The following is a 21559-nucleotide window of genomic DNA, read 5'->3' as shown; positions in this document are numbered from 1 at the left end:
GCACTTTTAAACCAGTGAATAGCGTTTTTTTTGAACACTTTTCACTACCTGTATACCTTCAACCATCAGTACCAGGTCACTCCAGGACAATTCACCGTTTTTTACGTTCGGCGGCATGAAGGTACCGCTCTCCAGGCGCTTATAATAAAGTACAAAGCCTCCTTTTTCCCAGTGCAGTAGCTTCATATGTGTACGGCTACGGTTCAGAAAAACGAAAACCTCACCACTGGTAGCCTGACGTTGCATCCCTGAACTGATCAGTCCGCAGAGTCCGTCGAATGATTTTCTCATGTCGCAAAAACCATCATAAAGATAAAAGCGGTGCGATGAACCCAGTGCAAACATCAGTACAGACGGATCAGCTGTGATACAAGGGCAAGATCATTTTCAGCCTTTATCCGCACACCGTTGGGATAAATAATCTCAACATCGCCCTTTCCCCGCGTCTTATTGATTGTTATAAAGCTACCGCGGGATGTTTCATTTTCTTTACTGTGCGAAAACAAATAATAAAAGGTCGCTTCGTTGATCCCATTTTCCGCGCAGTAAGCTTTCTTACTTTTTCCGCTCTGCTTCCAGTCTGCTATCATAGACAGCATACGCTCACGTTTTTCTTGAAGGTTGTTCATAGCAACAAAGCTAAAAACTGAGGCAACCTAAGTCAATATGTACTTGGTAGGACGGATACGCATGGACAAGATGTGGTTCTCCATTTATTTCCCGCGATGCCCGTTGCTCTAGCTGTTGAATTTGGAAGGGTATGGATGCCAAAAGCTGATATGACTGTAAAAATTTATGATCAAAATTCAAACTTAGGAGGTTTTATAGAGGCATTAGGTTTGAAACATGAATAAAAGAGAAAATGGTTGTGCAATTAACACAAGCAGTACGATTTTTAAAAATGCTGAATTCAGAGGATCGGACTCAGCATTTTTATTTATATGGTTACCTACTTAATCTTTAAATACTCCTTAATAAGTAAATAAATTTCATTATTTAACCTAATTTTAACAGGAGAGGCTGTCTAGTTCTGATTAGTTTTTGTGCATATGAGTACCAATTTTATTATTTGACGTATGTAACCGTATTTGAATTAAATTAAATGCTGCTGCTACAAACTAATTATTAATGATAGCATTCCTAGTGGATATATAGTTCGATTTTATGAAAAACCCTTCTCATATATTTTAGCAATAATTTCTAGATCAAGTTCTAACAAATTTGAGAGACCCAAATTATATTCAGAGTTTAATATGGACTGAAATTCATTAAGTAACACAATTAGATTGTTTAAATGTCCAGTATTGACATAATTTATTGAATTTCGACGGTTTTCAGTTCCAAAATGCGCAAACCATTCATTTCTGAGATCCAAGACATTACTATGGAATTCTTTCCAAGAACTCAATTCGCTCTTTAAACTCTCTAGCGTATTCGAAAGATATTTACTTTTATACTGTGGCTTTAGACCATCTATAAATGATAATATTGCAAAAACTGAATATTTATCATTTTCGTTCTTGCTGTATTTGCCATCAGAGATTTTATAATTAAGTAGCTTAGAAGCTTCAATTATAGCAAGTTTATAATGAATTACATGTAATACAGAATTTTCTTCTGTATTTAATTTGGGAAATCTATTATGTTCAATTTTTAAGCAGGCATCAATATGGATCATTGATTCACATATGAGTTGTGAATATCCTTTAAGTCTACTTAAAAGGATTTGTCTTAAATCCGAAGGTAAATGCCCATTTTTATGTTCCATCACTTTTATTGATTAAAATCAAAGAATAGCATATGTATTATTAAATTCAATTATAAGCCAATTTCAATAGTCTCTTTTCCGAAATCAGTTAATATATATTCAGAAACAATGTTTCCCACTAAATTTTTCATATGTAAACTCAATAAGCCGGCTTCAACGCATGCTTTGATCGATGCAACTAATTTGGAACTTCTTCGTTTGAGACCTACTAATTCTAATATTTCAGTTTCATTTTTTGCCTCTACACAAAAAGGAAGAATAATGGCTATCCGTTCAATGTCCTTTTGTGTAATCTCATATTTAGCTATTAGGCCTTGATCGTTCAGTATTCTTGAAAAATTGTTGATTAGTTGCTCGGAATAAGTGAATTCTTCTTTAAGCTTTAAAGCTCCAAATAACTCTTTCTGCATTTGGCAAACCTCCACGTTTATAGCCAATGAAATCAATTGTAACTCATTGCAACGTATATATAAAACAGGTGCATAACATAGCCAAGTCATTCTAGTTGGATGTATCCCAGTTCTTTTACATACCTGCGCTTTGTTTATAGATCTTTTCTCTAAATATTCCCCAAATGCATTTAAAATTCGTTTCTTCTTTTCCATAATATTACATCAATATTTAAAAGTAGTTTGATGCAATATTTTCACATATTATTTGTATTTATATACATATAATATGTATATTTGAATTGTTTAGTGATGTGAATACTTTAAAAATCTTGCGGAGAAAAGTAGGACGTTCGAGTGCAAGGAGTAGGAAAGACCTTTGTCTTATGTTATCTTTGTATAGTCATAAGACTTGGTCACCCTGCTTGTTCTGTGCTCGGCCGTCGAAAGACGGTGGCTGTCCTACGCCTTCTCGGCAGAACAAGCAATAGGGTGATCTAATTAATTCTATTGTTTCTGCTAGTTTCTCCTCATAGAAATAAACAATAGAATTATGACAAAAAAACAAACCACAAAAAACATTTTTAAATCGCCCGAGTAGTTCGGTATGATTCAGCCAGCAATGATCTGGTCACATCAGCTATGGAATTCGAGACGCCCAATTATTTACCTAGTGATACTCATTCAAAAGAATTCTAGCTCCCCCAATTAATCAATTTTATTACACGTGGCTTATGGCCTGAAAAAGTAGCTGATTCAGTCGGACTGGAAAAGCTATGCCCTAAGCTTGAGATTAAAAATCTAAAAAATGAGATCTAATTACGCCCACCTAGTCCTCCTTGATATGGTGATTTTCGAGACGCATCAATCAGGATATGATCCTGTTAAGAATGTTCAGGATTTTTGGGAACAGTATCCCTTAATCGCAATTCAAGACTATATTGTTGCATTGCAGCCTAAAATTGATGATAAGGAAAAGGATAATCCAAAATTGTCTGAATTTTCAGTCGAACTTCTGCGCACATTAATAGCTTATTTTATGATCCACACGCATCAAATGGATCTAGGTAAGGTATCAATTTCACTAGAGATAAACAATGAGGAGATAGAGACATCGAAATCGATTTCCGCTTTCTTTAATCGTGTATCCACATCCAATACCAATTCCTAGAATTATGAAAAGATTAAAACTACAATCCAATAACAGTGTATTGCTACATATTCAGATATTAAAGATCGCGGTACTCGTCATCTTATACCTTCTAGTTTCTATGTTTAGTTTATCAGCTCAGACGCCCCGCAAGGACAGCGGGGCCGATGGGGCATTAAAAATTGATCCTGTTTTCTTAGGACAAAAGGTTCCCGAAGATTTCTGGTCAAAAAAGCATCTTTTCTATAGTAACGGTGATACCATCAGAAGATCCTTCGACCATTACAAAGGAAAAATGTTAGTACTTGATTTTTGGTTTACAGGCTGTACCAAATGTCTTCTTCATCAGAAAGAAATCAACTATTTCAAGGAGAAATATGCTGATAATTTGGTCGTAATCATGGTCAATAGTAAAAATACCAGAGACAACTTAGAAAAGATAACCCATATGACTAAAGCGGATTGGTTTAAACAGTTGGGTATTAATAATTTTACTTCCATTATTGAAGATGAGTATCTATCGAAAATGCTTCCTTCAAACGGCTACCCAACTTATTTTTGGATCAATACATATGGCATCTTGCAGCTGATAACATTCAGAAATCTTCTCGACCGCAATTATCAAGCACCTTTTATTGATCAAAAACGATGAGAATACCAATTTTATTGAGCTTTCTATTGTTTGTTGTGACAATAAAAGCACAAGTCACCCTAAGGGGCAAAGTGGTCGACAGTTTGGGAAATCCAATTGCACAAACAACAATATCCAGCACCACCCACAATCGAACCATAAAAACTGCAAGTGACGGTCAATTTGAATGGAAGAGTAATGTCGACTCAATCAAGTTGACATTCCGTCACCTTGGTTACGCTGAACGGGTCGTATTGCTGACCAATGCCAGGGGCTTTACGAAGGTCACACTATATCCACGTGAAAATACACTGGAAGAGGTGCAGGTGAATACTGGCTATCAGCAATTGCCAAAAGAACGGGCAACAGGTAGTTTTGAGCTGATAGATAATAAATCGTTCAACTTACGTACCGGTGGAAATGTTTTAGAGCGGCTTGAAGGTCTTTCTCCAAGTCTACAGTTTGATAAACGGCGAGAAGGTGATATTTTGATGAATATCAGGGGAATAAATACGCTTACACCTACCTTGGCAGGACCTTTGATCATATTGGACAATTTTCCCTATCAAGGTGATCTAGCGAATATCAATCCCAATGATATCGAATCAGTTACTATACTGAAAGATGCTGCTGCTGCTTCTATATGGGGAGCTAGAGCAGGCAATGGTGTGATTGTGATCACAAGTAAACGCGCATCTCGAGCGCAGCGCATTGCTGTTGAGTATTCAAGTACACTGGACATTTCGGAAAAACCAAACTTGTCTTATTTCCCCCAACTCAGTTCCGCTGATTTTATTGATGTCGAACAGTTTCTATTTGAAAAAGGGTACTATGATAATACATACACGGGAACGGCCCGAGTAAAAAAGAATACAATATACTCCCCTGTAGTAGAGCTGCTTTTCAAACAACGGGAAAATAGTTTAAGTCCGGATTTTGTTGACCAAGAGATAAAACGTCTGGGAAAGATCGACTATCGCCAAGAAATGCTCGATTTGTTTTACAATAAACCAAAGGTGCAGCAGTATTATTTGGCATTGTCCAATACTTCCGATAACTTCTCAAATCGTCTTTCCGTAGGTTTTGATCGCAATATTGGAGATAAAAGGGGAACTGAAACTAATCGGTTCAATATCCGTACGATAAGTAAGCTAGATCTGACAACAAAATTATCGATCGAAGGAATATTAGCCTACGATTTGAGAACGGGACAGTCTTATCCAGACCTGATGGATTATAATTATTTCATTGGCGGAGGCAAGAATAGGTTGTATCCGTATGCACAGTTCCAAGACGGACAGGGGAGCGCCTTGGCCATCCCTAATACTTATAACCTCGAATATGTGAAGGGATTGGAAGGAACACCATTACAGAGTTGGTTGTATTATCCTGCTGATGAGGTTGGGACTTCGGTCACTGAAAATGCTAGGAACCATATACAGGCACAATTAAGTCTACATTACCGTCCTGTAGAGGGCATGGCTCTAAATATGACCTATAATATGGAAAATGAGAACTATGACCATGAGCTTCTCTATCGTCAAAGTTCCTTCTTCGCACGCAATCTGATCAATCGCTTTTCACAGGTGACTGACGATGTTGTAAAATATATCGTACCGCTTGGAGGTATCAAAAACGCTACTACAGAATCTACTAAAGCTTACAATCTGAGAGCACAAGCGAGTTATCAGAAACAGTTGAATAGTGTTCATGATGTCAATGTGCTGGTCGGAACGGAGATATCAAGTAGACGGACAGACGCTAGATCATTTCGTGTGTATGGATATGACGAAGAAACAATGTTAGAGCAAGTAGCGGACTATGTGAATTTGTATCCGATCTACGATGGTTTGAGCTCAAATGCGAGGATACCTAGCATGAGTACTTTTGGTAGACAATATAGCCGATATGTATCCATCTATGGGAATATAGGATATCAATATAGGGAAAGATATGGCATTAGCTTGTCGACCCGGAAAGATGCTTCAAATCTGTTTGGAGTCAATACAAATGATAAGTGGAATCCCTTATGGTCGGGGGGAATAAGCTGGCATATCAATAGGGAACCTTTTATGGCAAATGTTTCCTGGCTGGATCTGTTGAAGCTTAGGGCGACATATGGGCATAGTGGAAATTCTGGAGGTGCCGCCAATCCCTTGCCATTGATATCATATGGCAATCCAATAAATTCGCTAACAACCGTACCCAAGGCAATTATTACAACACCATCAAACCCAGATCTAAAATGGGAGGATGTACGGACAATTAATATGGGAATTGATTTTGGTGCCAAAGGTGGTGTACTCACAGGAACAGTAGAATATTATACTAAAAAATCTACGGATCTCTTATCGGTAGATCCATTGGATATTACATCGGGTTACAACTCCGCAATCCGTAACGTGGCCACACTGATTGGAAAGGGGATAGATATTAGGCTTTCTTCTAACTATCGACTGGGGCCGTGGCGGATGCGTAGTACACTAAACTTTTCAAAAAGTCGGACGGAAGTTGATAAGTTTTATGGTACCGTGGTAATGGGGAGTAGTTACGCTGAAAATACGGGTAGAGCAATCAATCCAGTACTGGGGAAGCAGATATATCCTGTGTTTGCTTATTATTTTGAGGGTTTGGATCCAGCCAACGGTGATCCCCGTGGTCGGTATAGGGGAGAGGTATCAAAAGATTATAATAAGATGCTGCTCGATTCTGTACAAAACTTACATTACTATGGAACTGCATTGCCACCCTATTATGGCTCATTTATACAGGAATTCAGTTGGAAAAATTTTACACTGACAATGCTGTTCAGCTATAAATTAGGCCACTATTTTCAAAAAAAGACCATCAATTACAACAGTCTTTTTGGCTCGTGGAATGGCCACAGTGATTATCAACAGCGCTGGCAGAAACAGGGAGATGAAGAGCATACAACAATTCCCTCTATGGTCTATCCTGCAGTAAACAATCGCGATCGTTTTTATGGTAGCGCAGAACCTAATATTCAAAAGGGTGATTTGATACGACTACAGGATATAGGATTGAATTATCAGTTGAGCCCAAAAATAGGGCGGCATAAGGTCACCGTTAATATCTATTTAAAAGCAAATAACCTGGGATTGCTCTGGAGAGCGAACAGGTTTGGACTAGACCCGGATTATTATGAGTTACCGCCTGCTAGGCGATATGCACTCGGTATGAACATCAAATTTTAAATTCAACTATGTTTATGAAAAATGTAATAAAAGTAGTGTTGTTATCTATCATATTAGCAATGACGTGTATCAGTTGTGAGAAATTTTTAGATGCAAAATCCAATAGTTCGATCAACGTGCCAAGTACCATAAAAGATCTAAGAGCGATACTGGATTATGATATTGAAATCAATAATTTTTATCCTGCACAGCTCGAGATCGCAGCAGATGACTTCTTGATCACTGACGATGGTTATTGGTCATTTTATCAAGAAGGGCAGGATTGTTATACCTGGAATGATCAGGGTATTCAGGGTGGCTGGTGGAGTATGCCGTATAAAGTGATTTCCAATGCAAATGTAATATTGGAGGGGTTGGAGCGGATCACTACGGGAAACCAGGTGGAGCGGAGAAGTATTGAAGGAGAAGCACTTTTTTTAAGAGGCTGGGCCTTATTTTATTTGGCTCAGACCTATTGCCAGCCTTTTACTTTTTCAGATATTGGAGATGGTCTGGGGATGGTCATCTTGAAAAATTCCAGTGCGGTGATTCACGAAAAAAGAGCGAGCCTAAAACAGACATACGACCAGATTATTGAAGATCTGACGAAAGCAACTGCCCTGTTGCCTGAAACGCAGGAGTTTGTAACTAGGCCTTCTCGGAATGCGGCTTATGCTGCATTAGCTAGGATATACCTCGTTATCGGTAATTATGAACAAGCGGAATTAATGGTGGATCAGGTTTTTAAAACGCAATCTAGCTTGTTGAATTATACAGGTTTGGATCCGATGGCTAGTTTGCCGTTTAACATAAATAATAACAGGGAGATTATTTATACTGGCGCTAGTGGATCATCTTCGTTTTTTATTTTGGATGCCAATGTGTATGTCAATGAAGAACTGTATAAAATGTACGGAGATGGAGATCTAAGAAAAGAAATTTTCTTTGAAAAAGATAAGCTAGGTTATAAGTTTAAGGGGTTTCAGAATGGTGTGCGCTCGGGTTATTATGGGGGGCTTATGATGGATGAGCTTTACTTGATCAAAGCCGAATGTCTTGCTCGGAAAAATCGAATTACCGAAGGTCTATTCTATTTGAATAAGTTGTTGAGCAACCGCTTTGATAAGCTAAAATTTGAGCCTTTAATGGCGGATTCTGAAAAGGAATTACTTGAAAAAGTCCTCGTCGAGCGTAGAAAGGAGCTGGTCTGTCGTGGACAGCGCTGGCTCGACCTTCGAAGGTTGAATAAGGAAGGGACATGGAATGTCTCACTTTCTCGCGTGATAAATGACGGCAAAGAGCGCTATGAATTTATATTGCCACCAAATGATTTAAGGTATACATTTTTGGTTCCTCAAAAAGCCATGTTGGACAATAAATATATCCAAAACCCCAGATAAATAACAACGGGTTCGCAATTGCGAACCCGTTGTCGTGTAAAGGAATGAAATTAGTTGGCTCTAAAAGCCAATACGGTACTGTTACCTGAAATTGGCGTAGTGGAAGGTAGGGAAGCGTGGATTGTATTGATCTCGCTTTCTACTGTACCGCTTCCCGCCGTAGCTGACATGTCCGGTTTTCCATTACCGTCATCCGGTGCTTGGATCTGACAGATTACCTGATAGGTTTCCGAACATTGTTTTCCCTCCAAAGGTTCTGGAGAATAGTTGTCCGGGTCTGTCGGATCATCACTTTGATTACCCGTAAAATACCAGTTCTGTAAAAGCCGTTCGTTTTTGGTTACTTCGATAGGCTTCTTTTTGGTCATCACTGCAGCTACTGCAATCGTACTGAATGCGACTAGTGCCAAGATTAAAGTGAAGAGTGATGCCTTCACTGAAAAAATATGTTTCATCATAACTAAAGTGTTTTGATTACAATGCTAAATTACAACCTAAGGTACCCCCCGTGTTAGGCCAAACTTGATCTATCAGTAGGCCAAGTTTGACAAGGGCGATCTATAGATAACCTTGATAGTCGGTCAATAAATAGGGGTAGCCCTTTGGAAATTCATGATAAACATGAAGGTAGGCGAGGACTAAGGGGCACACTTCCCGACGATTAAACATAGCAATGATAGCAGGTAGATCGAGCGGATCAATAACTGATCTGTCGTATAATCGAAGAACTTCGCTGATATCTTCTTTAATTATTTCGCGCTGTCGCTCTTTATCCTGATAGGCTAGATTGCTGTATAATATTTCCTGATACATATGCTGCAGATCAACAATGTTTAACAGATCATTGTGCCGGTAGTCGAGCTTAAAACCATGTTTCATCAAGATGGAAAATAAGACTTCCAGACAATAATGCACTTCCATATCATCCAGATAGGGGACTGGAAATGCAAATACCATCGCCTCTGCCCGGTCTTTATCGATTTGCTTCTTCTCATATGTCAGTTGGATCACGAAATCCTCAATTGCTATTTCGTCAAAATAGTACGTACCAATTTCATGATTCTGATAGAGATTACTGACATAAGTGATTTCGGCAAGTATAGAGGAAACAATGTAGAAGAGCTCTAAATAATCGTTGCCGAGTGGCGGGAAGCACATATATAAATATTGCTCAAGACTCATTTTTTTCTCAGTGGAGGTGTCATCGCTTTTAAAATAAATAGTTAGTTCTGATCCGCTTAGTCGATTTTCATCGGTGCTGAGGTATTCCTCGTACAATATCTTTCGATAGTTCATGAGTTCTTGATGAAAGAAACTTTCCTGCCAGCCCGCTGGTGCAAGCAGCCGCATCAGTTGCGGGACTGCATCATATGTGTCTTGCAGGATGGCATAGGTGGTTTTTAAATCTAGTTTTTTGTTGTTTTCAAATTTCATGTGTTGAGTTTATCAAGGTTTGTTTTGGTTTTAGCGTTTGAATTTTTGTTCGGCTTGTTGTTTAAACTGGGATGAGGTCAGCCCGGTCATTTTTTTGATAAAGCGGTTCATTTCACTTGGACCACTAAATCCGACTTCATGGGCTGTAATCCCTACTTTGTCATGCTCGACAATGAGCTGTTGGATATGTTCAAGCAGAAGCTTGTTGCGGTCGTCCTGAATACTGAGACCATGAAACTCTTGATATTCGCGGCTCAACTGTGCTGGAGCTTTGAGAAATATCTGAGCTATTTCTTTGATGAGTGCTTGAGCACCGTTTTGTAAGATCATAATCTCCAGCAGTTGTCTGGTCTGTTTTGCAATTGGTTGTGTGGAATATGGTGCGTCCAAAAGTTTGAAACGGCTAAGATCGATCAGGAAAATCAAATGTTTGAGCAGGATATGCTCATTGTTAAGGGTGTTCGGATTTAGGATACTGAACAGGATGCAAAGGTATTTAATGGTAATGGAGCCAACACGAAAACCCACACTTTTGACTGTGGTCAGTGAACCTTCTTTTTTTGCCTGAATCAGATTTTTGAGGAAAGGGAAATGCTGTATGGCAGGCGGTCTGAACATCCCCGCATCGACAACAAAACCAACCAGGATATGACGACCGACGGGTAAGTGTAGCTGATATTGACCCGGGGCGAGATAAAAATAAGCACCTTCTGCTGGGGAAAGTTCAAAGGTGAATTCCTGATCCATTCTTTTTCCGGAAATAAGCACTTCATTCAATAAGGGATAGATTAAATGCAGATCGTGCATAATAATCTCTACTGTTAAATTCATTGGCTCGCTGATCCAATACTCGTAGTAATAGAGATATGCATAGCGGCCATCAAAGGTCTGTTCGCTGATCTGGTTACGTGCGGATTGCCAATGCATTTCCTTGGCATTGCGAATGGAGAAACTTACTTTTTTTCGAGGATGATTAATAAGGCTAAAATCCTCACTAAATGTCAAATTATAAGGTCTTTTCATCTTTATTTTATAATTAGTTAAAAGATGATTTTATGAAGATCTAATGTTGAAAGCCAAATAAAATTGTACATGACTGATTTTTGGCTGTGATTGACCAATTTGAAATGTAACTGACATTTTTGGATTGCAAATGACATGTCTGTGTTGTACTTGTATCGTAACTGTCAATTTTCAGTGTATGTACATTTTTTTTTGAAATCATTTCCCGCTGCTAACATCTTTGCTGCCATTGGATCCATTATGGAGTAATAATGTGTTCGACATAGGGAGGGTACAGCCCTTTGGAGAGCCGATTGTAAAGCAAAGATGTTATGAAATGGAAATCTTGAAAGAACGGGTGTTTACCAACAAGGATCAGGTAAATGGTGGACAGTTAATTCTGCAATGGAACGAACTGCTGCCCTTTATCGCTGATGAAATGGATAGCGGAGAAAGCTGTCCCATCTTAACGTTCTAATTGTTGCAGCCAAATACCCAATAAGGGGGGAAGGGCACAATAGCACTTTCCCTCTTTAAATATAAATCAATTGACCTAATTCATGTTTACAAAACAACACTTAACCTGGGAATATGCTATTTTTTCCGCGCATATTCACCGCTATCTACCCCATTTGAAATGGGAAGATCACGTAATAATTTACAATAAATGGATAGCTTACCATCAGCCTAAACCCCTTAAATATTCGATTGAATGGGATGTGTCGGCACTCGATCAGTTGTACGACGGAGATCCTAAAATTATATGTCTTTACCATTTGGGGATGCATGGGCAAATCCCTTTGGTGTTGGCTGATCAGGGAATTCATTTTGATTTGCTAATGGATACAAAAGTATTTCAAAAGAACGGTCATGAAATGCAAGTTATGCAGGATAGGCTTCGTAAAACTGGTCGATATTACCGTTTTTTAATGAGCGACGATCCAAAAGTGCTGTTAAAGGCGAGATCTACAATAAGGGAAGGGCGGCATTTAGTACTATTTGCGGATGGCAATAGTGGAGCGCGTGATTCGCTCGATAGAAAAGTACAGATCAATTTTTTGGAAAGCACGATCTACGCACGCAAAGGCATCGCACTGCTCAGTTATCTGTTGCAAGCTCCGGTAATACCTGTTTCACATTACCAATATGAAAATCATTGCGATTTATTTACTGGAACACCATTATTGAAAAAAGAAAATGAAAGCAAAGACGATTATATAAAACGATGTATGCAATTTTTATATCAGTTTTTGGGTGATCAAATAAGGACACATTCCTGGCACTGGGAATGCTGGAGTTATCTGCACGAATTAAACTGCTATGAGGTACCGCTCAGCAAACCAGGTCATATCGGACTTGATTCGGATGGAAATATAGATCTAATGCTGGGGAATAAACGTGGTGTTTTTAACAGGAAACATTTTTGTTACTTACTTGAATAAAAATATATTTTAAAGTAATTTGGTTGAAAGACTTATACCTAAATGCCATGAAAAGTGTACGTGCTTTATTTTATAATCATATTTTTATTTTTGCTTTTATGTTTTCTGCCGTATGGGTGGCAAATATACTTTTCAATGACGAAGAGATTCCACTACATCAGATCGCAACTGCAGCTTTGTTATACTGTCTGTATAGCTGCCTCATCGCAATTTTGATATTCCAATTTTGGAGTGAAAACATAATATTGAAGATCTTCAGTGCATTAATCTATATTTTTATTTCATTGACAGTATACTCTTTTGTGAAAATCGCCGTTTATGATATTCTCCCAAATTTTGGCATACGTTTCTCCCGGACGAAACAGCCCCTAAATTTACCCAAATTCCATTTTCGAATTATGAGCGGCTATTTGGTGGCTAATCTTTTGGCTTTACTTGTTGTTTGGCGTTATCGGGTTTCAATTTTAAAAAAGGAAAGAGACCGAATTAATGAAGATTTAACGAAGTTTCGGCAACGGGCTACGGATCTTAGGTATACATCACACTTTTTGACGACTATCTTTCTCACCAATTTCGGTAAAATGCTTATCGATGAAGAACCTAAAGATAAAAGTACTAAAATGGACATTATTCAATTTTTGGGATATCTTTTTGAAATCGAAAAAAATGGCGGACTGAAATCTTTCTTAGAAGAGATGGACGAACTTAATTGTTTTGTTAGGTTGTTAAAAGTATATTATGGCGAAAGAGCAATGCACTACAAAAAAGCACTAGAAGATATTAATTATCCCCATATACCATCGGGAATACTATTTTTTCCGTTGGAAAATTGTCTAAAACATGCATCAATATCAACGGATAGTCCGATTACATTTGAAATTTATAGTCATAACTCAAGTGTGCAAATAGCATGCAAAAATTTTTGGTCTCCAAAAGATCATAGGGTTAAATCAGAGACGGGCTTTGCTTTATTGCATGCCAAACTTGCTCAGGTTGACTTCCATACTTCGGTAGAAACGAGTTTAGATGGAGACACTTTTTCTGTGAATATGAAACTAAATTTTAATGAAGTAAAATGAACAAGCTTAACTATAGATTATTAATTGTTGACGACAATCCAGATTCGTTGATTTATATTCTAATGTCATTAAAAGAATTACCCTTTATCAATGATGAAATCAAGATCGTTCAAAAACCAATCGAAGCGCTCGAATATATAAAAGAAAATGAAGTGGATATTATAATGCTGGACATGGATCTAGGGGAGGCCGATCTGGACGGGGTTAAATTGGCTAGGTTAATTCCCAATCCACCTATTATGGTTGCCTGTACGGCGCATGCAGATTATATTTTCAAGGCGAATGAGGCGGGTATCTATACCTACTTCAGCAAAAAGATTAGTTTCAATGCATTAAAGGCAAAAATGTTGGATGTGGTTGATAAAGTGGATAAAAAACTGGAGATGCAAAATAGGGATGTTAACAATATCGTGTTCAAAGATTTGCAAAACAACATCATTGACATTGAAGTGGATCAGATTTATTATGCCTATGTAGATAATGATATTATTAATATATTCTTAGAAGATATAGACTATCAATTTAAGGGAAATCTCAGAGCATTGCAAATGGAACTTCCGGCGACCAAATTTTCAAGGCCTCGAAATAATACCTTAGTCAATTTAGCAAAGGTCGATCTTGTACGGCCCGATGAGATTTATCTTGTCAAACCTAGAAATGGGATTCGTATCACAATGACGAGATCTTTTAAAGAAAATTTTAGACATCAGTATGAAGTTTATAAGCAAAATAACAAGTAAAGGGTAGGCTGCCCCCATTTCATGGTATCGACCAATGGAATAATTTATGTCACAATTGGATGAAATCGTACAATTGCTACGAGAAATCAACGAGAAGCTGTCCGGCACAGCACACCACATCCTTCCGACAGAAGGTAGGAGCACAGGATGGCAAGTTGATAAACTGATGACCCGCATGGCTGTGGTGTCAAAGCTGGGGATTTCCGAACGGACCTACAACCGATGGGTCAAGTCCGGAATTCTTAAACCCATTTATCTAGGCAACAAACATTACTACCATGAGGAGCATCTGCAGGATGCCATCAAGAGAAGTATTGAGAGGGGGATAATTTGATCGGGTCCTTTTGACTGAGGCTGGTTCGAAAAGGGCTAGCCTTTTTCTGTTTAGATAACGTTCGTATGTTGCCTATTCTTTGGTGTTCGGTTGCTTATTCTCTGCTATTTCTCTGCTATTTCTTTGCTTATTCTCTGCCATTTCTTTGTCGATTGTCTGTTGTTTCTTTGTTTATTTATTGCTTATCCTTTGGTCTTGCTAGGGGATTGGCTTGGGGATGGTTTGGTATTTCTCTGCTATTTGTTTGCCTTTTCTAGGCTATTTCCTTGCCTGCCGAGCAAAAAAAGAGCCTGGCGTCGGCCGATTAATGGCAAAGGATTCCCCATTTAAATGCCTTGTATATTCCTCAAATAAGCGGCAGACCTGCATACGATTTTTGGAATAATTTAATTTTATTGTCGCTGAAAACGGCATTGTAAGTCAAATGACGCCAGATGACGCCATTTCTCGTCTTTCCTTTCCTTTGCGAACTACCTTAGCATCATGATATCGGTATCGTGGCAGCCTGCAGCGCCACATAGGATAAAATTTTAAAAAATTAATATTATGGCAAGATTCATAAAAGGAATACACGGATCATACCAGGGTAAAGTGGGAAGCATCGTAGGGAGCTCCTGGCGAGGTATAGACTATGTCCGTTCGCTCCCAAAGAAGAGTTCAAAAGCTGCATCGGAAGATCAGATTGCGCAACGGATGAAGTTTGGGATGACAACAAGTTTTCTCAAATCCATCAAAGATGTGTTGATGCTGGGCTTTTCAGATAGCAAACAACGGAACAAGACAGGTTATAATGTGGCGTTTAAGCAGTTTATAAACAATGCCTTTGTGGGCTCTTATCCCAACTTTACCATTGATTATGCTGCGGTAAAGATCGCGAGCGGAGGATTAGCTTCTTTAGTAGGGTTACAGGCTGTTGAGGCTTTTCCTAAAGTACTGTCTTTAACCTGGGATCCGATCGGCAATCGCTTCAATGCTTTTGATGATGACCAAGTGCTCGTGATCCTATACGATCAGGTAGATAATCTCTTTTTTGCTTACGAAGGTGCAACAAGGCTGGATGCAACTATGGAGATAACCTTGCCTGACAGCTATACAGGTAAGACAATAGTTGGTTGGACGTTCAATATTCATCGGGATGGTGTGATCACCTCCAGTAGTCAATATTTGGGTGAGTTTGTCTTAACATAGACCATCTGCATGTAGGAGGTGCTCCATTGGGAGTGCCTCCTTTTTAAAGAAAGTTTTTATTAATATCTAAAAGTATTAAAAATGAAATCATTACAAAAACAACTGGTCTTTGATATCGAGGATATCTATTGGCCGCTAACAAGCAGGCAGCTTCTCGGCATTGTGCTGGCCTGTCTATGCCTGTTTTTTATTTCAGCGGGCCTTTTGCTCCAAGCCATAGATCCCACTGCGGGGGTATTGGATATCGGCATATTGTCCGTACTGCTATTCGGCATATTGGCGGGATTGCTTGTGATCTACTGCTGCTATTGGCTGCAGGAGATCCTTTGGCAGCCGTTTAAATTTTTCCGTCAGGAATTTGGTCATCATTTTAATCAATTGACATCATGGCAACAATGCATTCTTTATTTTTCAGTATTCTTTTTGTCGCTGTTCTCTTTTCTGGCGGTTTTGGCCATCGTGCTGTAGGGCGGGAGACAGTTGGAAATGGGCCCGGGGCCATGGCTGTTGGATCCGGGCCCGTTCATCAAAAGCGAATAGCACATATTCGTGAACGTATTGTAAATATTGCGGTACAGGAGATCGGTGTCCGCGAAGCGACAGGCAATAACGATGGCCAGCGGGTAGAGGAGTATTTAGCTTATACGGGTCTAGGCAAAGGTTACGCCTGGTGCGCGGCTTTTGTCTCCTGGTGTTACGGAAAGGTTGGGCTCTCAGCTCCGCGCAATGCCTGGAGTCCGGCACTCTTTCCCAACGGTCGCCGCTACGCTGCCGGTCTGTCACAGCAGGAGAATATCCGGCCAGCAGACCTATTCGGTATCTATAGTCAAGGGCTTCGCCGCATCAATCATGTGGGTATTGTCCGGAAACTGGGGGACAGGTATATCCTGACCGTGGAGGGGAATGTAGCGAATGGGGTATTGTCCAAACGGCGGCCACTAGCTACGGTTTATGCTTTTTCAAACTGGCTGGATTGAGAGGAGGGGGTATGGAAATAAAAGGAACTGCTATTTTAATTATACTCATTGGGTTGATCTCACTGACTTCTTGCAAGATCTACGAAAATAAAAAGCGCGATAAATGGGAAGAGATAAAGATGGACTGGCATAGCCTCGAGTGGCGGCAACGCCTATATACCTTCCAGCAGGATACGCTTTCCCGCTCATGGTATTTTTGGACGGACAGTGCTTTCCGCTTCCATCCGGATAGTGGACTGTTCGCACAGTCAGGGAGTCTACTAGGGCAGGAGTCAACAGGCAGTACGAGCAGACATATGCAAGACTTTACCCGCAAAAATGAACAGGGAAAGCAAAAGGAGACCAGGCATGAAAAGAGCCGTAATACGGTGCTATCTGCGAAGTCATTGTGGACTGTTGGCTTTGTCTTGATCCTGTTTCTGCTCTGGAGGCGGAGCAGATTTCGTTTGTAGGTTTAGAAGGCAATGCAGGATGGGGCAGAGTCTGGTGTCGCTTGTCCCTGAATAAAAGCACGAATCTTAAAAGAAACACTGCGAATGTTAAATGGCTTCCCATTTCAGGGATGAATATTTTTATATTTAAAAAATTCATTATTTCTTTCTTTTATGAAAAAACACCTTTTACTCGTACTAGTTATTCTAGTAAACACAATAGCGATGGCGCAAAATGCTGCACCCGAGAAACATTTGCGCAAAGCATTTGAAGCGATAAAAAACAGTGATGCTAAGGCTTTCAAAACATTGTGGCCCGATCAAAAAACATTTTCCGAAATCAGGATCAGCAGTGGTGATTTTGATGCCCGTAGTTCCGCCCTAATCGAGGTGTACAACGAAAGCAGATATTATAAAATGATGGGGAAAATACTGGAAGATTTTTGTGACGTTAAAAATGGGGAAATCAACTGGCAAGATTTGTACATCCAAGAAATTAAATCTGATAACAATAAAGCCAAAAATTTTGAAGGTATTATAGAATACAGCGGTTTTATCTGGGTCAAAAGCAACAAGAACAAAGAGGAGAATTATGTCTTGCGCTATGTTGATTTAATTCAATTCAAAGAGCAATGGTATGGCGGTTTGTTTAAAGATCTGATAGCCTTTGATGGTAATTTTGAAGATTTTGTTACCGCAGAAGAACCGGGCGATCCTATTGCTGCTGAAGCGGCAACTGTTGCCGTAGAAGCGGCAGCAGCAGCGGCTGATAGCGCAGCAGCTTTAGTTGAATTACCATTACTAGAACAAACGACTTTTTCAACTACCATTAATGGTAGAAAGATGATGCTGAATTGGAAAGTAAATGGTTGGAAAGAAGATCCTTCATACGATCAAACCACTTATCAATATCAAAACAACGAGGAGCAATCTTTTGCCGAAATCGTAACATTGGAAAACGGATATGTGCTATTGATTGAAGAAGATCGCAAAAACTTTTTCCGAATTAAAAATACATATGGAAGCTTGAGCGGATTTTGGTTTTCTACACAAGTAGGAAAAGAAATTCCAGTAACTTTTGCCAATACCGAAGCGAAAAAATAGAAATATATTCTTAACAACGGAAATAGCTGCGTTCGGAAAACACAGCTCCATCCTTTGGAAATGGGGGCGACCAATAATCAAACTCAAGCAAGGCTGCCTCAGCGTACCGAGACAGCCTTGTTTTGCTTATTTTACCTCCATCACATGCACCTCTCGCCCGACCACTTTAAAATCAACGTTTTGTACACTCGCCTGTAGGTATTTCAATACCGTCTGTATGGCTGTAGTCTGCTCGATATCGATGGTAAATCGAAGTTCCTTCAGCGCCGGATCATCAAATACAAAGCGATAGTCATACTGTCTGGTCAACCTCTCAACAATCTCTCCCAGCGTCATGTCATCAAAATAGAGCACATGATCCTTCCAGGCTACCCAATCACGGACAGGGTCATCGGATAAATAGAGCTTGTTGGAGTCATTGTTATATTTTCCAACATTACCGGGCGTTAACTGTTGCGATTGACCATTGACCTGTAGCTCCACTTTCCCCCGCACCAAAGCGGTCACTACGGTATTACCAAATGTATTCACGCCAAAAGCTGTTCCCAGGACTTTAACGCCTACCTTACCGCAATGGACCACAAAAGGTTTATTGGGATCATGCGCCACGTCAAAATAGGCTTCACCCTGCACATATACCTCCCTTTTATCCGCAGAGAAAGCAATCGGATAGCTGAATGAAGTCCCCGAATTTACCCAGACTTTTGTCCCATCGGCCAGTTCTACTTTCGTCTGAAGACCGTAGGGTACATCTAGTCGGTTTAATGCGAGCTTAGCTGTCGATCTTTGATCAGATTTTTGCCCTAGGTAGCTTATTTCGCCGTTGTTGATCAGGACAGTGTTCCCATTTTCATCCAGCTGCTGATGTTGTGTATCAATCGCTATTTTTTCGCCATCAGCTCTTTGCAAAGTGATTTTTTTGGAGGGATTGCCCGCCCATACTGATTCCTTTGCGGTATCGACAGGTGCCGTATTGCGGGTTAGCATCCATATACCTGCTCCCAGGCAAATCAGCAGCACCGCAGCATAGGGCAAAAATTGCAAAAGGCTGTGCCGTTTTTTTCGCCGGGAAAATTCAAGTTTTCCCTCACGTACAGGAAATTGCTCATTAGCTTGTTCTTTCCTCAATTTAAAGCGGACCTCTTCGGTGAATAGGAGCATGTCCACTTCCTCCTTGGATAACTCATCCATATTTTGATGCTCTTTGGCGTCAAGCTGTGCCAATAGCTTGTCCCAATCAATGTGATCATCTTTCATATCTTCTCTATTTAGATTAACAACCAACCAATAACAACCACCAACCACTTACATTCTGATCGAAGAAAAACATAGGCCAGTTTAATATGTGTTTTCACCGTATTCACTGAAATATCCAGGTTCTTAGCGATCTGAACGTAAGTCAAGCCCTCCCTTTGGCTTAATAAAAAGATCTCTTTCCGTTTATCGGGCATTTGTGCTATGGTATCCCATAGCATCTTTTCGCGTTTATCTTCAAGGGCATGCCGTTCTTTTTCCGAATCCAAGGGTATCTTTACTGCTTCAGTAAAGATATATTCACTATCGTAGTTTACCTTTGCCAAGCGTTTCAAATAATTTAATGATGAGTTGCGCACCGAACGATAGGCATAGGATTTTAAACTTCCCTGAATTTTCAAACGGGATTTTTTTTCCCAACAATATAAAAAGAAATTCTGCACAATATCCTTGGCCGCCTCGACGTCGTCAATAACATGCATGGCAACTTGGCAAAGAAAAGAATAATGTTCATCAAAAAACTTATTCAATAGCTGCTCCGAAAGCATTATAGGGACTTCGGAAGCATGCTGATTCTCCTTCTCTTCTAAAGAATTATACATAATTTCCATAGGTTTAACCATACCAATATACGAAGTATTCATAGAAATTAAATTAAAATCAGAATGATCAATTATATCTTTTTTGTATCCGCTCTACTGACCTACCTAACCCATTTTAAGTTTCCATCATCTCCAAAATGCGCTCATTCCGGATGATCATCATACCCTGCCGATCCGCTGTAATACCTTCCTCCAGACGATAAGTATAACGTGGGATATTATTTTCCAGCACCGTTGGCATATAACGAAATTGTATATTTTCTACAGACTGGAGTTCTTCACCCACTTCGATGATATGGGTGGACACCACAAACAGGCAAGCTTCATACTCGGCAAACTCGCTTGTCACGGCCAGCGTACCATCATAAGCATCCTTCACATTTGTCCCCTTAAATAGTTCATCAAAGATCAGTAGGAGCCGGGCTCCGCTTGCAGCGGCTAAGGCCGCCTCTTTAACACGGATTACTTCGGCGTAAAAATGGCTGTAACCAAGTCCAATATTGTCGGCCACATTGATCGACGAATACAGGCCCTCGCGCACTGAAAATTCCAGGCTGTCCGCAGCCACTGGAAATCCCATGTGTGCCAGGTAGAGTCCTATTCCCAATGATTTCATCCAGGTGGATTTTCCGGCCATATTCGCTCCGGTAAGAAACTGGACATTGCTCGACTCATGCAAGAACAGATCATTTCCTATGGCGCCGGGAATACAGGGGTGTTTCAGATTTTCGCAGCGTAGGCTATTTTCCGTTTCCGGCAGTGCTTTGGCATAGGTGAAATGATGGGTTTCCGCAGTTTTTGCGACAGACTGGTAGACATCCACTTCATACACAAATAGCAGCAGCGACTCCAAACTAGTCAATAACTTGCCTTTGAGCAGGTGCTCGTAAAAAGCCAATACTCCCAGGGGTAAGGCCTGATAAATGTCCATCTGAGCCAATTTGGCCAGATAGGGGTTGGCCAATAGCGCCTCGACCTCTTGGAATCTTTTTTTAAACGGACCGGGCGCTCCTTTGAGCTCGTGCATTATTGCTTTTATGGTATTCAGCAGCTGAATGACAGCCTGGAGTCCCTGCACATTCTTCTTATAGCGATCGTCACGGGTCAGGCCGGCCAATAGTTTGTGTAATACAGCTGCCCCATAGACCAATGTTTTGCTTCCAAAAGAACTGGTGTCCAGATACTCCTGTATGGTTGCCATCGATTGGCGGTCTAAGTCAAATACAACATCCTGCTGCTGAAAAAACTGGAATACAGCACTCCGGTCATTGATCGCCTGCCTATCGGTCAGTGGGTTGTGAAACATCTCATCCAGCAGTTGCTCCCCCCCCCTGGTCTGTACCTGATTAAATAAATTGTAGATGGTACCCGATCTAAATTTTCCCAACAGATTAAGTTCGTCGAGGGTTTGTTTATCTATTTTAAATTTATTCATCGTTC

At 40.0% G+C, this 21559-nt stretch carries 25 protein-coding genes; 15 read left to right on the top strand and 10 right to left on the bottom strand.

Annotated features, from left to right (window positions below; all coding sequences use genetic code 11):
• Positions 1-6: 6 nt before the first annotated feature.
• Positions 7-345 (bottom strand): IS66 family insertion sequence element accessory protein TnpB, encoded by a 339-nt coding sequence (gene tnpB, locus B4G94_RS25160; RefSeq protein WP_286862865.1) that lies wholly within the window; start codon positions 343-345, stop codon positions 7-9.
• On the bottom strand, positions 345-629 hold the full coding sequence (gene tnpA, locus B4G94_RS25155) for an IS66 family insertion sequence element accessory protein TnpA (RefSeq protein ID WP_286862864.1): 285 nt from the start codon (positions 627-629) through the stop codon (positions 345-347). Before tnpA ends, tnpB begins: the two co-directional genes overlap by 1 nt.
• A 72-nt stretch (positions 630-701) precedes the next feature.
• Between tnpA and B4G94_RS28170 the strand changes: the two genes are divergently transcribed.
• Entirely contained in the window at positions 702-854 is a 153-nt protein-coding gene (locus B4G94_RS28170; RefSeq protein WP_376786667.1) for an SAVED domain-containing protein, read from the top strand.
• Between the two features lie 308 nt (positions 855-1162).
• Here B4G94_RS28170 and B4G94_RS25150 read toward each other — a convergent pair whose 3' ends face one another.
• Together B4G94_RS25150 and B4G94_RS25145 are read right to left on the bottom strand one after the other, a co-directional pair.
• A complete protein-coding gene (locus tag B4G94_RS25150; protein WP_286862863.1) occupies positions 1163-1768 on the bottom strand; it encodes a hypothetical protein in 606 nt (201 codons plus the stop codon).
• Between the two features lie 50 nt (positions 1769-1818).
• Entirely contained in the window at positions 1819-2373 is a 555-nt protein-coding gene (locus B4G94_RS25145; RefSeq protein WP_286862862.1) for a hypothetical protein, read from the bottom strand.
• 592 nt (positions 2374-2965) lie between these two features.
• Between B4G94_RS25145 and B4G94_RS25140 the strand changes: the two genes are divergently transcribed.
• From B4G94_RS25140 to B4G94_RS25125, 4 genes are read left to right on the top strand one after another with little or no spacing between them, the layout of a single operon-like run.
• Complete coding sequence (locus tag B4G94_RS25140; protein ID WP_286862861.1) at positions 2966-3328, top strand: hypothetical protein; 363 nt, start codon at positions 2966-2968, stop codon at positions 3326-3328.
• A 4-nt stretch (positions 3329-3332) separates the two neighbouring features.
• Positions 3333-3959, top strand: coding sequence for a TlpA family protein disulfide reductase (locus B4G94_RS25135; RefSeq protein ID WP_286862860.1), 627 nt, complete (start codon positions 3333-3335; stop codon positions 3957-3959).
• Complete coding sequence (locus tag B4G94_RS25130; protein ID WP_286862859.1) at positions 3956-7153, top strand: SusC/RagA family TonB-linked outer membrane protein; 3198 nt, start codon at positions 3956-3958, stop codon at positions 7151-7153. The genes B4G94_RS25135 and B4G94_RS25130 overlap by 4 nt, the downstream gene beginning before the upstream one ends.
• A 14-nt stretch (positions 7154-7167) precedes the next feature.
• Positions 7168-8532: a RagB/SusD family nutrient uptake outer membrane protein gene (locus tag B4G94_RS25125; protein WP_286862858.1), complete on the top strand. Its 1365-nt coding sequence runs from the start codon at positions 7168-7170 to the stop codon at positions 8530-8532.
• A 50-nt stretch (positions 8533-8582) separates the two neighbouring features.
• On the opposite strand, the gene B4G94_RS25120 is transcribed toward B4G94_RS25125, so the two are convergent.
• The 3 genes from B4G94_RS25120 to B4G94_RS25110 form a co-directional block, all read right to left on the bottom strand.
• Positions 8583-8990: a hypothetical protein gene (locus B4G94_RS25120; protein WP_286862857.1), complete on the bottom strand. Its 408-nt coding sequence runs from the start codon at positions 8988-8990 to the stop codon at positions 8583-8585.
• Positions 8991-9090: 100 nt separating this feature from the next.
• Positions 9091-9966, bottom strand: a complete 876-nt coding sequence (locus B4G94_RS25115) for a hypothetical protein (protein ID WP_286862856.1) — start codon at positions 9964-9966, stop codon at positions 9091-9093.
• Between the two features lie 30 nt (positions 9967-9996).
• Positions 9997-10989 (bottom strand): AraC family transcriptional regulator, encoded by a 993-nt coding sequence (locus B4G94_RS25110; protein ID WP_286862855.1) that lies wholly within the window; start codon positions 10987-10989, stop codon positions 9997-9999.
• Positions 10990-11305: 316 nt separating this feature from the next.
• Here B4G94_RS25110 and B4G94_RS25105 point away from each other — a divergent pair, with 316 nt between their 5' ends.
• The 10 genes from B4G94_RS25105 (at position 11306) to B4G94_RS25060 (ending at position 18263) form a co-directional block, all read left to right on the top strand.
• A complete protein-coding gene (locus B4G94_RS25105; protein ID WP_286862853.1) occupies positions 11306-11446 on the top strand; it encodes a hypothetical protein in 141 nt (46 codons plus the stop codon).
• Positions 11447-11528: 82 nt separating this feature from the next.
• A complete protein-coding gene (locus B4G94_RS25100) occupies positions 11529-12410 on the top strand; it encodes a hypothetical protein (RefSeq protein WP_286862851.1) in 882 nt (293 codons plus the stop codon).
• A 398-nt stretch (positions 12411-12808) separates the two neighbouring features.
• Positions 12809-13489 (top strand): hypothetical protein, encoded by a 681-nt coding sequence (locus B4G94_RS25095; RefSeq protein WP_286862849.1) that lies wholly within the window; start codon positions 12809-12811, stop codon positions 13487-13489.
• Complete coding sequence (locus B4G94_RS25090; RefSeq protein WP_286862848.1) at positions 13486-14229, top strand: LytR/AlgR family response regulator transcription factor; 744 nt, start codon at positions 13486-13488, stop codon at positions 14227-14229. Before B4G94_RS25095 ends, B4G94_RS25090 begins: the two co-directional genes overlap by 4 nt.
• Positions 14230-14275: 46 nt before the next feature.
• Complete coding sequence (locus B4G94_RS25085) at positions 14276-14563, top strand: helix-turn-helix domain-containing protein (protein WP_286862846.1); 288 nt, start codon at positions 14276-14278, stop codon at positions 14561-14563.
• 546 nt (positions 14564-15109) lie between these two features.
• Positions 15110-15751 (top strand): DUF6266 family protein, encoded by a 642-nt coding sequence (locus B4G94_RS25080; protein WP_286862845.1) that lies wholly within the window; start codon positions 15110-15112, stop codon positions 15749-15751.
• An 81-nt stretch (positions 15752-15832) separates the two neighbouring features.
• A complete protein-coding gene (locus tag B4G94_RS25075) occupies positions 15833-16219 on the top strand; it encodes a hypothetical protein (RefSeq protein ID WP_286862844.1) in 387 nt (128 codons plus the stop codon).
• Entirely contained in the window at positions 16138-16728 is a 591-nt protein-coding gene (locus tag B4G94_RS25070) for a CHAP domain-containing protein (RefSeq protein ID WP_286862843.1), read from the top strand. Before B4G94_RS25075 ends, B4G94_RS25070 begins: the two co-directional genes overlap by 82 nt.
• An 11-nt stretch (positions 16729-16739) precedes the next feature.
• Positions 16740-17180: a hypothetical protein gene (locus tag B4G94_RS25065; protein ID WP_286862842.1), complete on the top strand. Its 441-nt coding sequence runs from the start codon at positions 16740-16742 to the stop codon at positions 17178-17180.
• Positions 17181-17576: 396 nt separating this feature from the next.
• Positions 17577-18263: a hypothetical protein gene (locus tag B4G94_RS25060; protein ID WP_286862841.1), complete on the top strand. Its 687-nt coding sequence runs from the start codon at positions 17577-17579 to the stop codon at positions 18261-18263.
• Between the two features lie 126 nt (positions 18264-18389).
• Here the strand turns inward: B4G94_RS25060 and B4G94_RS25055 are convergent, their stop codons facing one another.
• The 3 genes from B4G94_RS25055 to B4G94_RS25045 all read right to left on the bottom strand — a co-directional run bounded on the left by B4G94_RS25055 (position 18390) and on the right by B4G94_RS25045 (position 21554).
• Positions 18390-19520, bottom strand: coding sequence for a FecR family protein (locus B4G94_RS25055; RefSeq protein WP_286862840.1), 1131 nt, complete (start codon positions 19518-19520; stop codon positions 18390-18392).
• An 11-nt stretch (positions 19521-19531) separates the two neighbouring features.
• Entirely contained in the window at positions 19532-20161 is a 630-nt protein-coding gene (locus tag B4G94_RS25050; protein ID WP_286862839.1) for an RNA polymerase sigma-70 factor, read from the bottom strand.
• A 73-nt stretch (positions 20162-20234) separates the two neighbouring features.
• Entirely contained in the window at positions 20235-21554 is a 1320-nt protein-coding gene (locus tag B4G94_RS25045; RefSeq protein ID WP_286862838.1) for a MutS-related protein, read from the bottom strand.
• Between the last annotated feature and the right edge of the window lie 5 nt (positions 21555-21559).

The sequence above is a fragment of the Sphingobacterium sp. UBA7625 genome (assembly GCF_002484085.1).
Classification (GTDB): Bacteria; Bacteroidota; Bacteroidia; order Sphingobacteriales; family Sphingobacteriaceae; genus Sphingobacterium; species Sphingobacterium athyrii.
The sequence above is the reverse complement of the archived record's forward strand: the minus strand, read 5'-3'. Positions and strand labels throughout refer to the sequence as shown.

Excerpts from the sequence above, each read along its gene's own strand:
- B4G94_RS25055 (WP_286862840.1), bottom strand. The coding sequence starts at position 19,520 with ATGAAAGATGATCACATTGATTGGGACAAGCTATTGGCACAGCTTGAC.
- B4G94_RS25100 (WP_286862851.1), top strand. The coding sequence starts at position 11,529 with ATGTTTACAAAACAACACTTAACCTGGGAATATGCTATTTTTTCCGCG.
- B4G94_RS25045 (WP_286862838.1), bottom strand. The coding sequence starts at position 21,554 with ATGAATAAATTTAAAATAGATAAACAAACCCTCGACGAACTTAATCTG.
- B4G94_RS25140 (WP_286862861.1), top strand. The coding sequence starts at position 2,966 with ATGAGATCTAATTACGCCCACCTAGTCCTCCTTGATATGGTGATTTTC.
- tnpA (WP_286862864.1), bottom strand. The coding sequence starts at position 629 with ATGAACAACCTTCAAGAAAAACGTGAGCGTATGCTGTCTATGATAGCA.
- B4G94_RS25070 (WP_286862843.1), top strand. The coding sequence starts at position 16,138 with ATGGCAACAATGCATTCTTTATTTTTCAGTATTCTTTTTGTCGCTGTT.
- B4G94_RS25125 (WP_286862858.1), top strand. The coding sequence starts at position 7,168 with ATGAAAAATGTAATAAAAGTAGTGTTGTTATCTATCATATTAGCAATG.
- B4G94_RS25130 (WP_286862859.1), top strand. The coding sequence starts at position 3,956 with ATGAGAATACCAATTTTATTGAGCTTTCTATTGTTTGTTGTGACAATA.
- B4G94_RS25080 (WP_286862845.1), top strand. The coding sequence starts at position 15,110 with ATGGCAAGATTCATAAAAGGAATACACGGATCATACCAGGGTAAAGTG.
- B4G94_RS25120 (WP_286862857.1), bottom strand. The coding sequence starts at position 8,990 with ATGATGAAACATATTTTTTCAGTGAAGGCATCACTCTTCACTTTAATC.
- tnpB (WP_286862865.1), bottom strand. The coding sequence starts at position 345 with ATGTTTGCACTGGGTTCATCGCACCGCTTTTATCTTTATGATGGTTTT.
- B4G94_RS25050 (WP_286862839.1), bottom strand. The coding sequence starts at position 20,161 with ATGAATACTTCGTATATTGGTATGGTTAAACCTATGGAAATTATGTAT.
- B4G94_RS25115 (WP_286862856.1), bottom strand. The coding sequence starts at position 9,966 with ATGAAATTTGAAAACAACAAAAAACTAGATTTAAAAACCACCTATGCC.
- B4G94_RS25105 (WP_286862853.1), top strand. The coding sequence starts at position 11,306 with ATGGAAATCTTGAAAGAACGGGTGTTTACCAACAAGGATCAGGTAAAT.
- B4G94_RS25090 (WP_286862848.1), top strand. The coding sequence starts at position 13,486 with ATGAACAAGCTTAACTATAGATTATTAATTGTTGACGACAATCCAGAT.
- B4G94_RS25060 (WP_286862841.1), top strand. The coding sequence starts at position 17,577 with ATGATGGGGAAAATACTGGAAGATTTTTGTGACGTTAAAAATGGGGAA.
- B4G94_RS25110 (WP_286862855.1), bottom strand. The coding sequence starts at position 10,989 with ATGAAAAGACCTTATAATTTGACATTTAGTGAGGATTTTAGCCTTATT.
- B4G94_RS25095 (WP_286862849.1), top strand. The coding sequence starts at position 12,809 with ATGAGCGGCTATTTGGTGGCTAATCTTTTGGCTTTACTTGTTGTTTGG.
- B4G94_RS25135 (WP_286862860.1), top strand. The coding sequence starts at position 3,333 with ATGAAAAGATTAAAACTACAATCCAATAACAGTGTATTGCTACATATT.
- B4G94_RS25085 (WP_286862846.1), top strand. The coding sequence starts at position 14,276 with ATGTCACAATTGGATGAAATCGTACAATTGCTACGAGAAATCAACGAG.
- B4G94_RS25150 (WP_286862863.1), bottom strand. The coding sequence starts at position 1,768 with ATGGAACATAAAAATGGGCATTTACCTTCGGATTTAAGACAAATCCTT.
- B4G94_RS25065 (WP_286862842.1), top strand. The coding sequence starts at position 16,740 with ATGGAAATAAAAGGAACTGCTATTTTAATTATACTCATTGGGTTGATC.
- B4G94_RS25145 (WP_286862862.1), bottom strand. The coding sequence starts at position 2,373 with ATGGAAAAGAAGAAACGAATTTTAAATGCATTTGGGGAATATTTAGAG.
- B4G94_RS25075 (WP_286862844.1), top strand. The coding sequence starts at position 15,833 with ATGAAATCATTACAAAAACAACTGGTCTTTGATATCGAGGATATCTAT.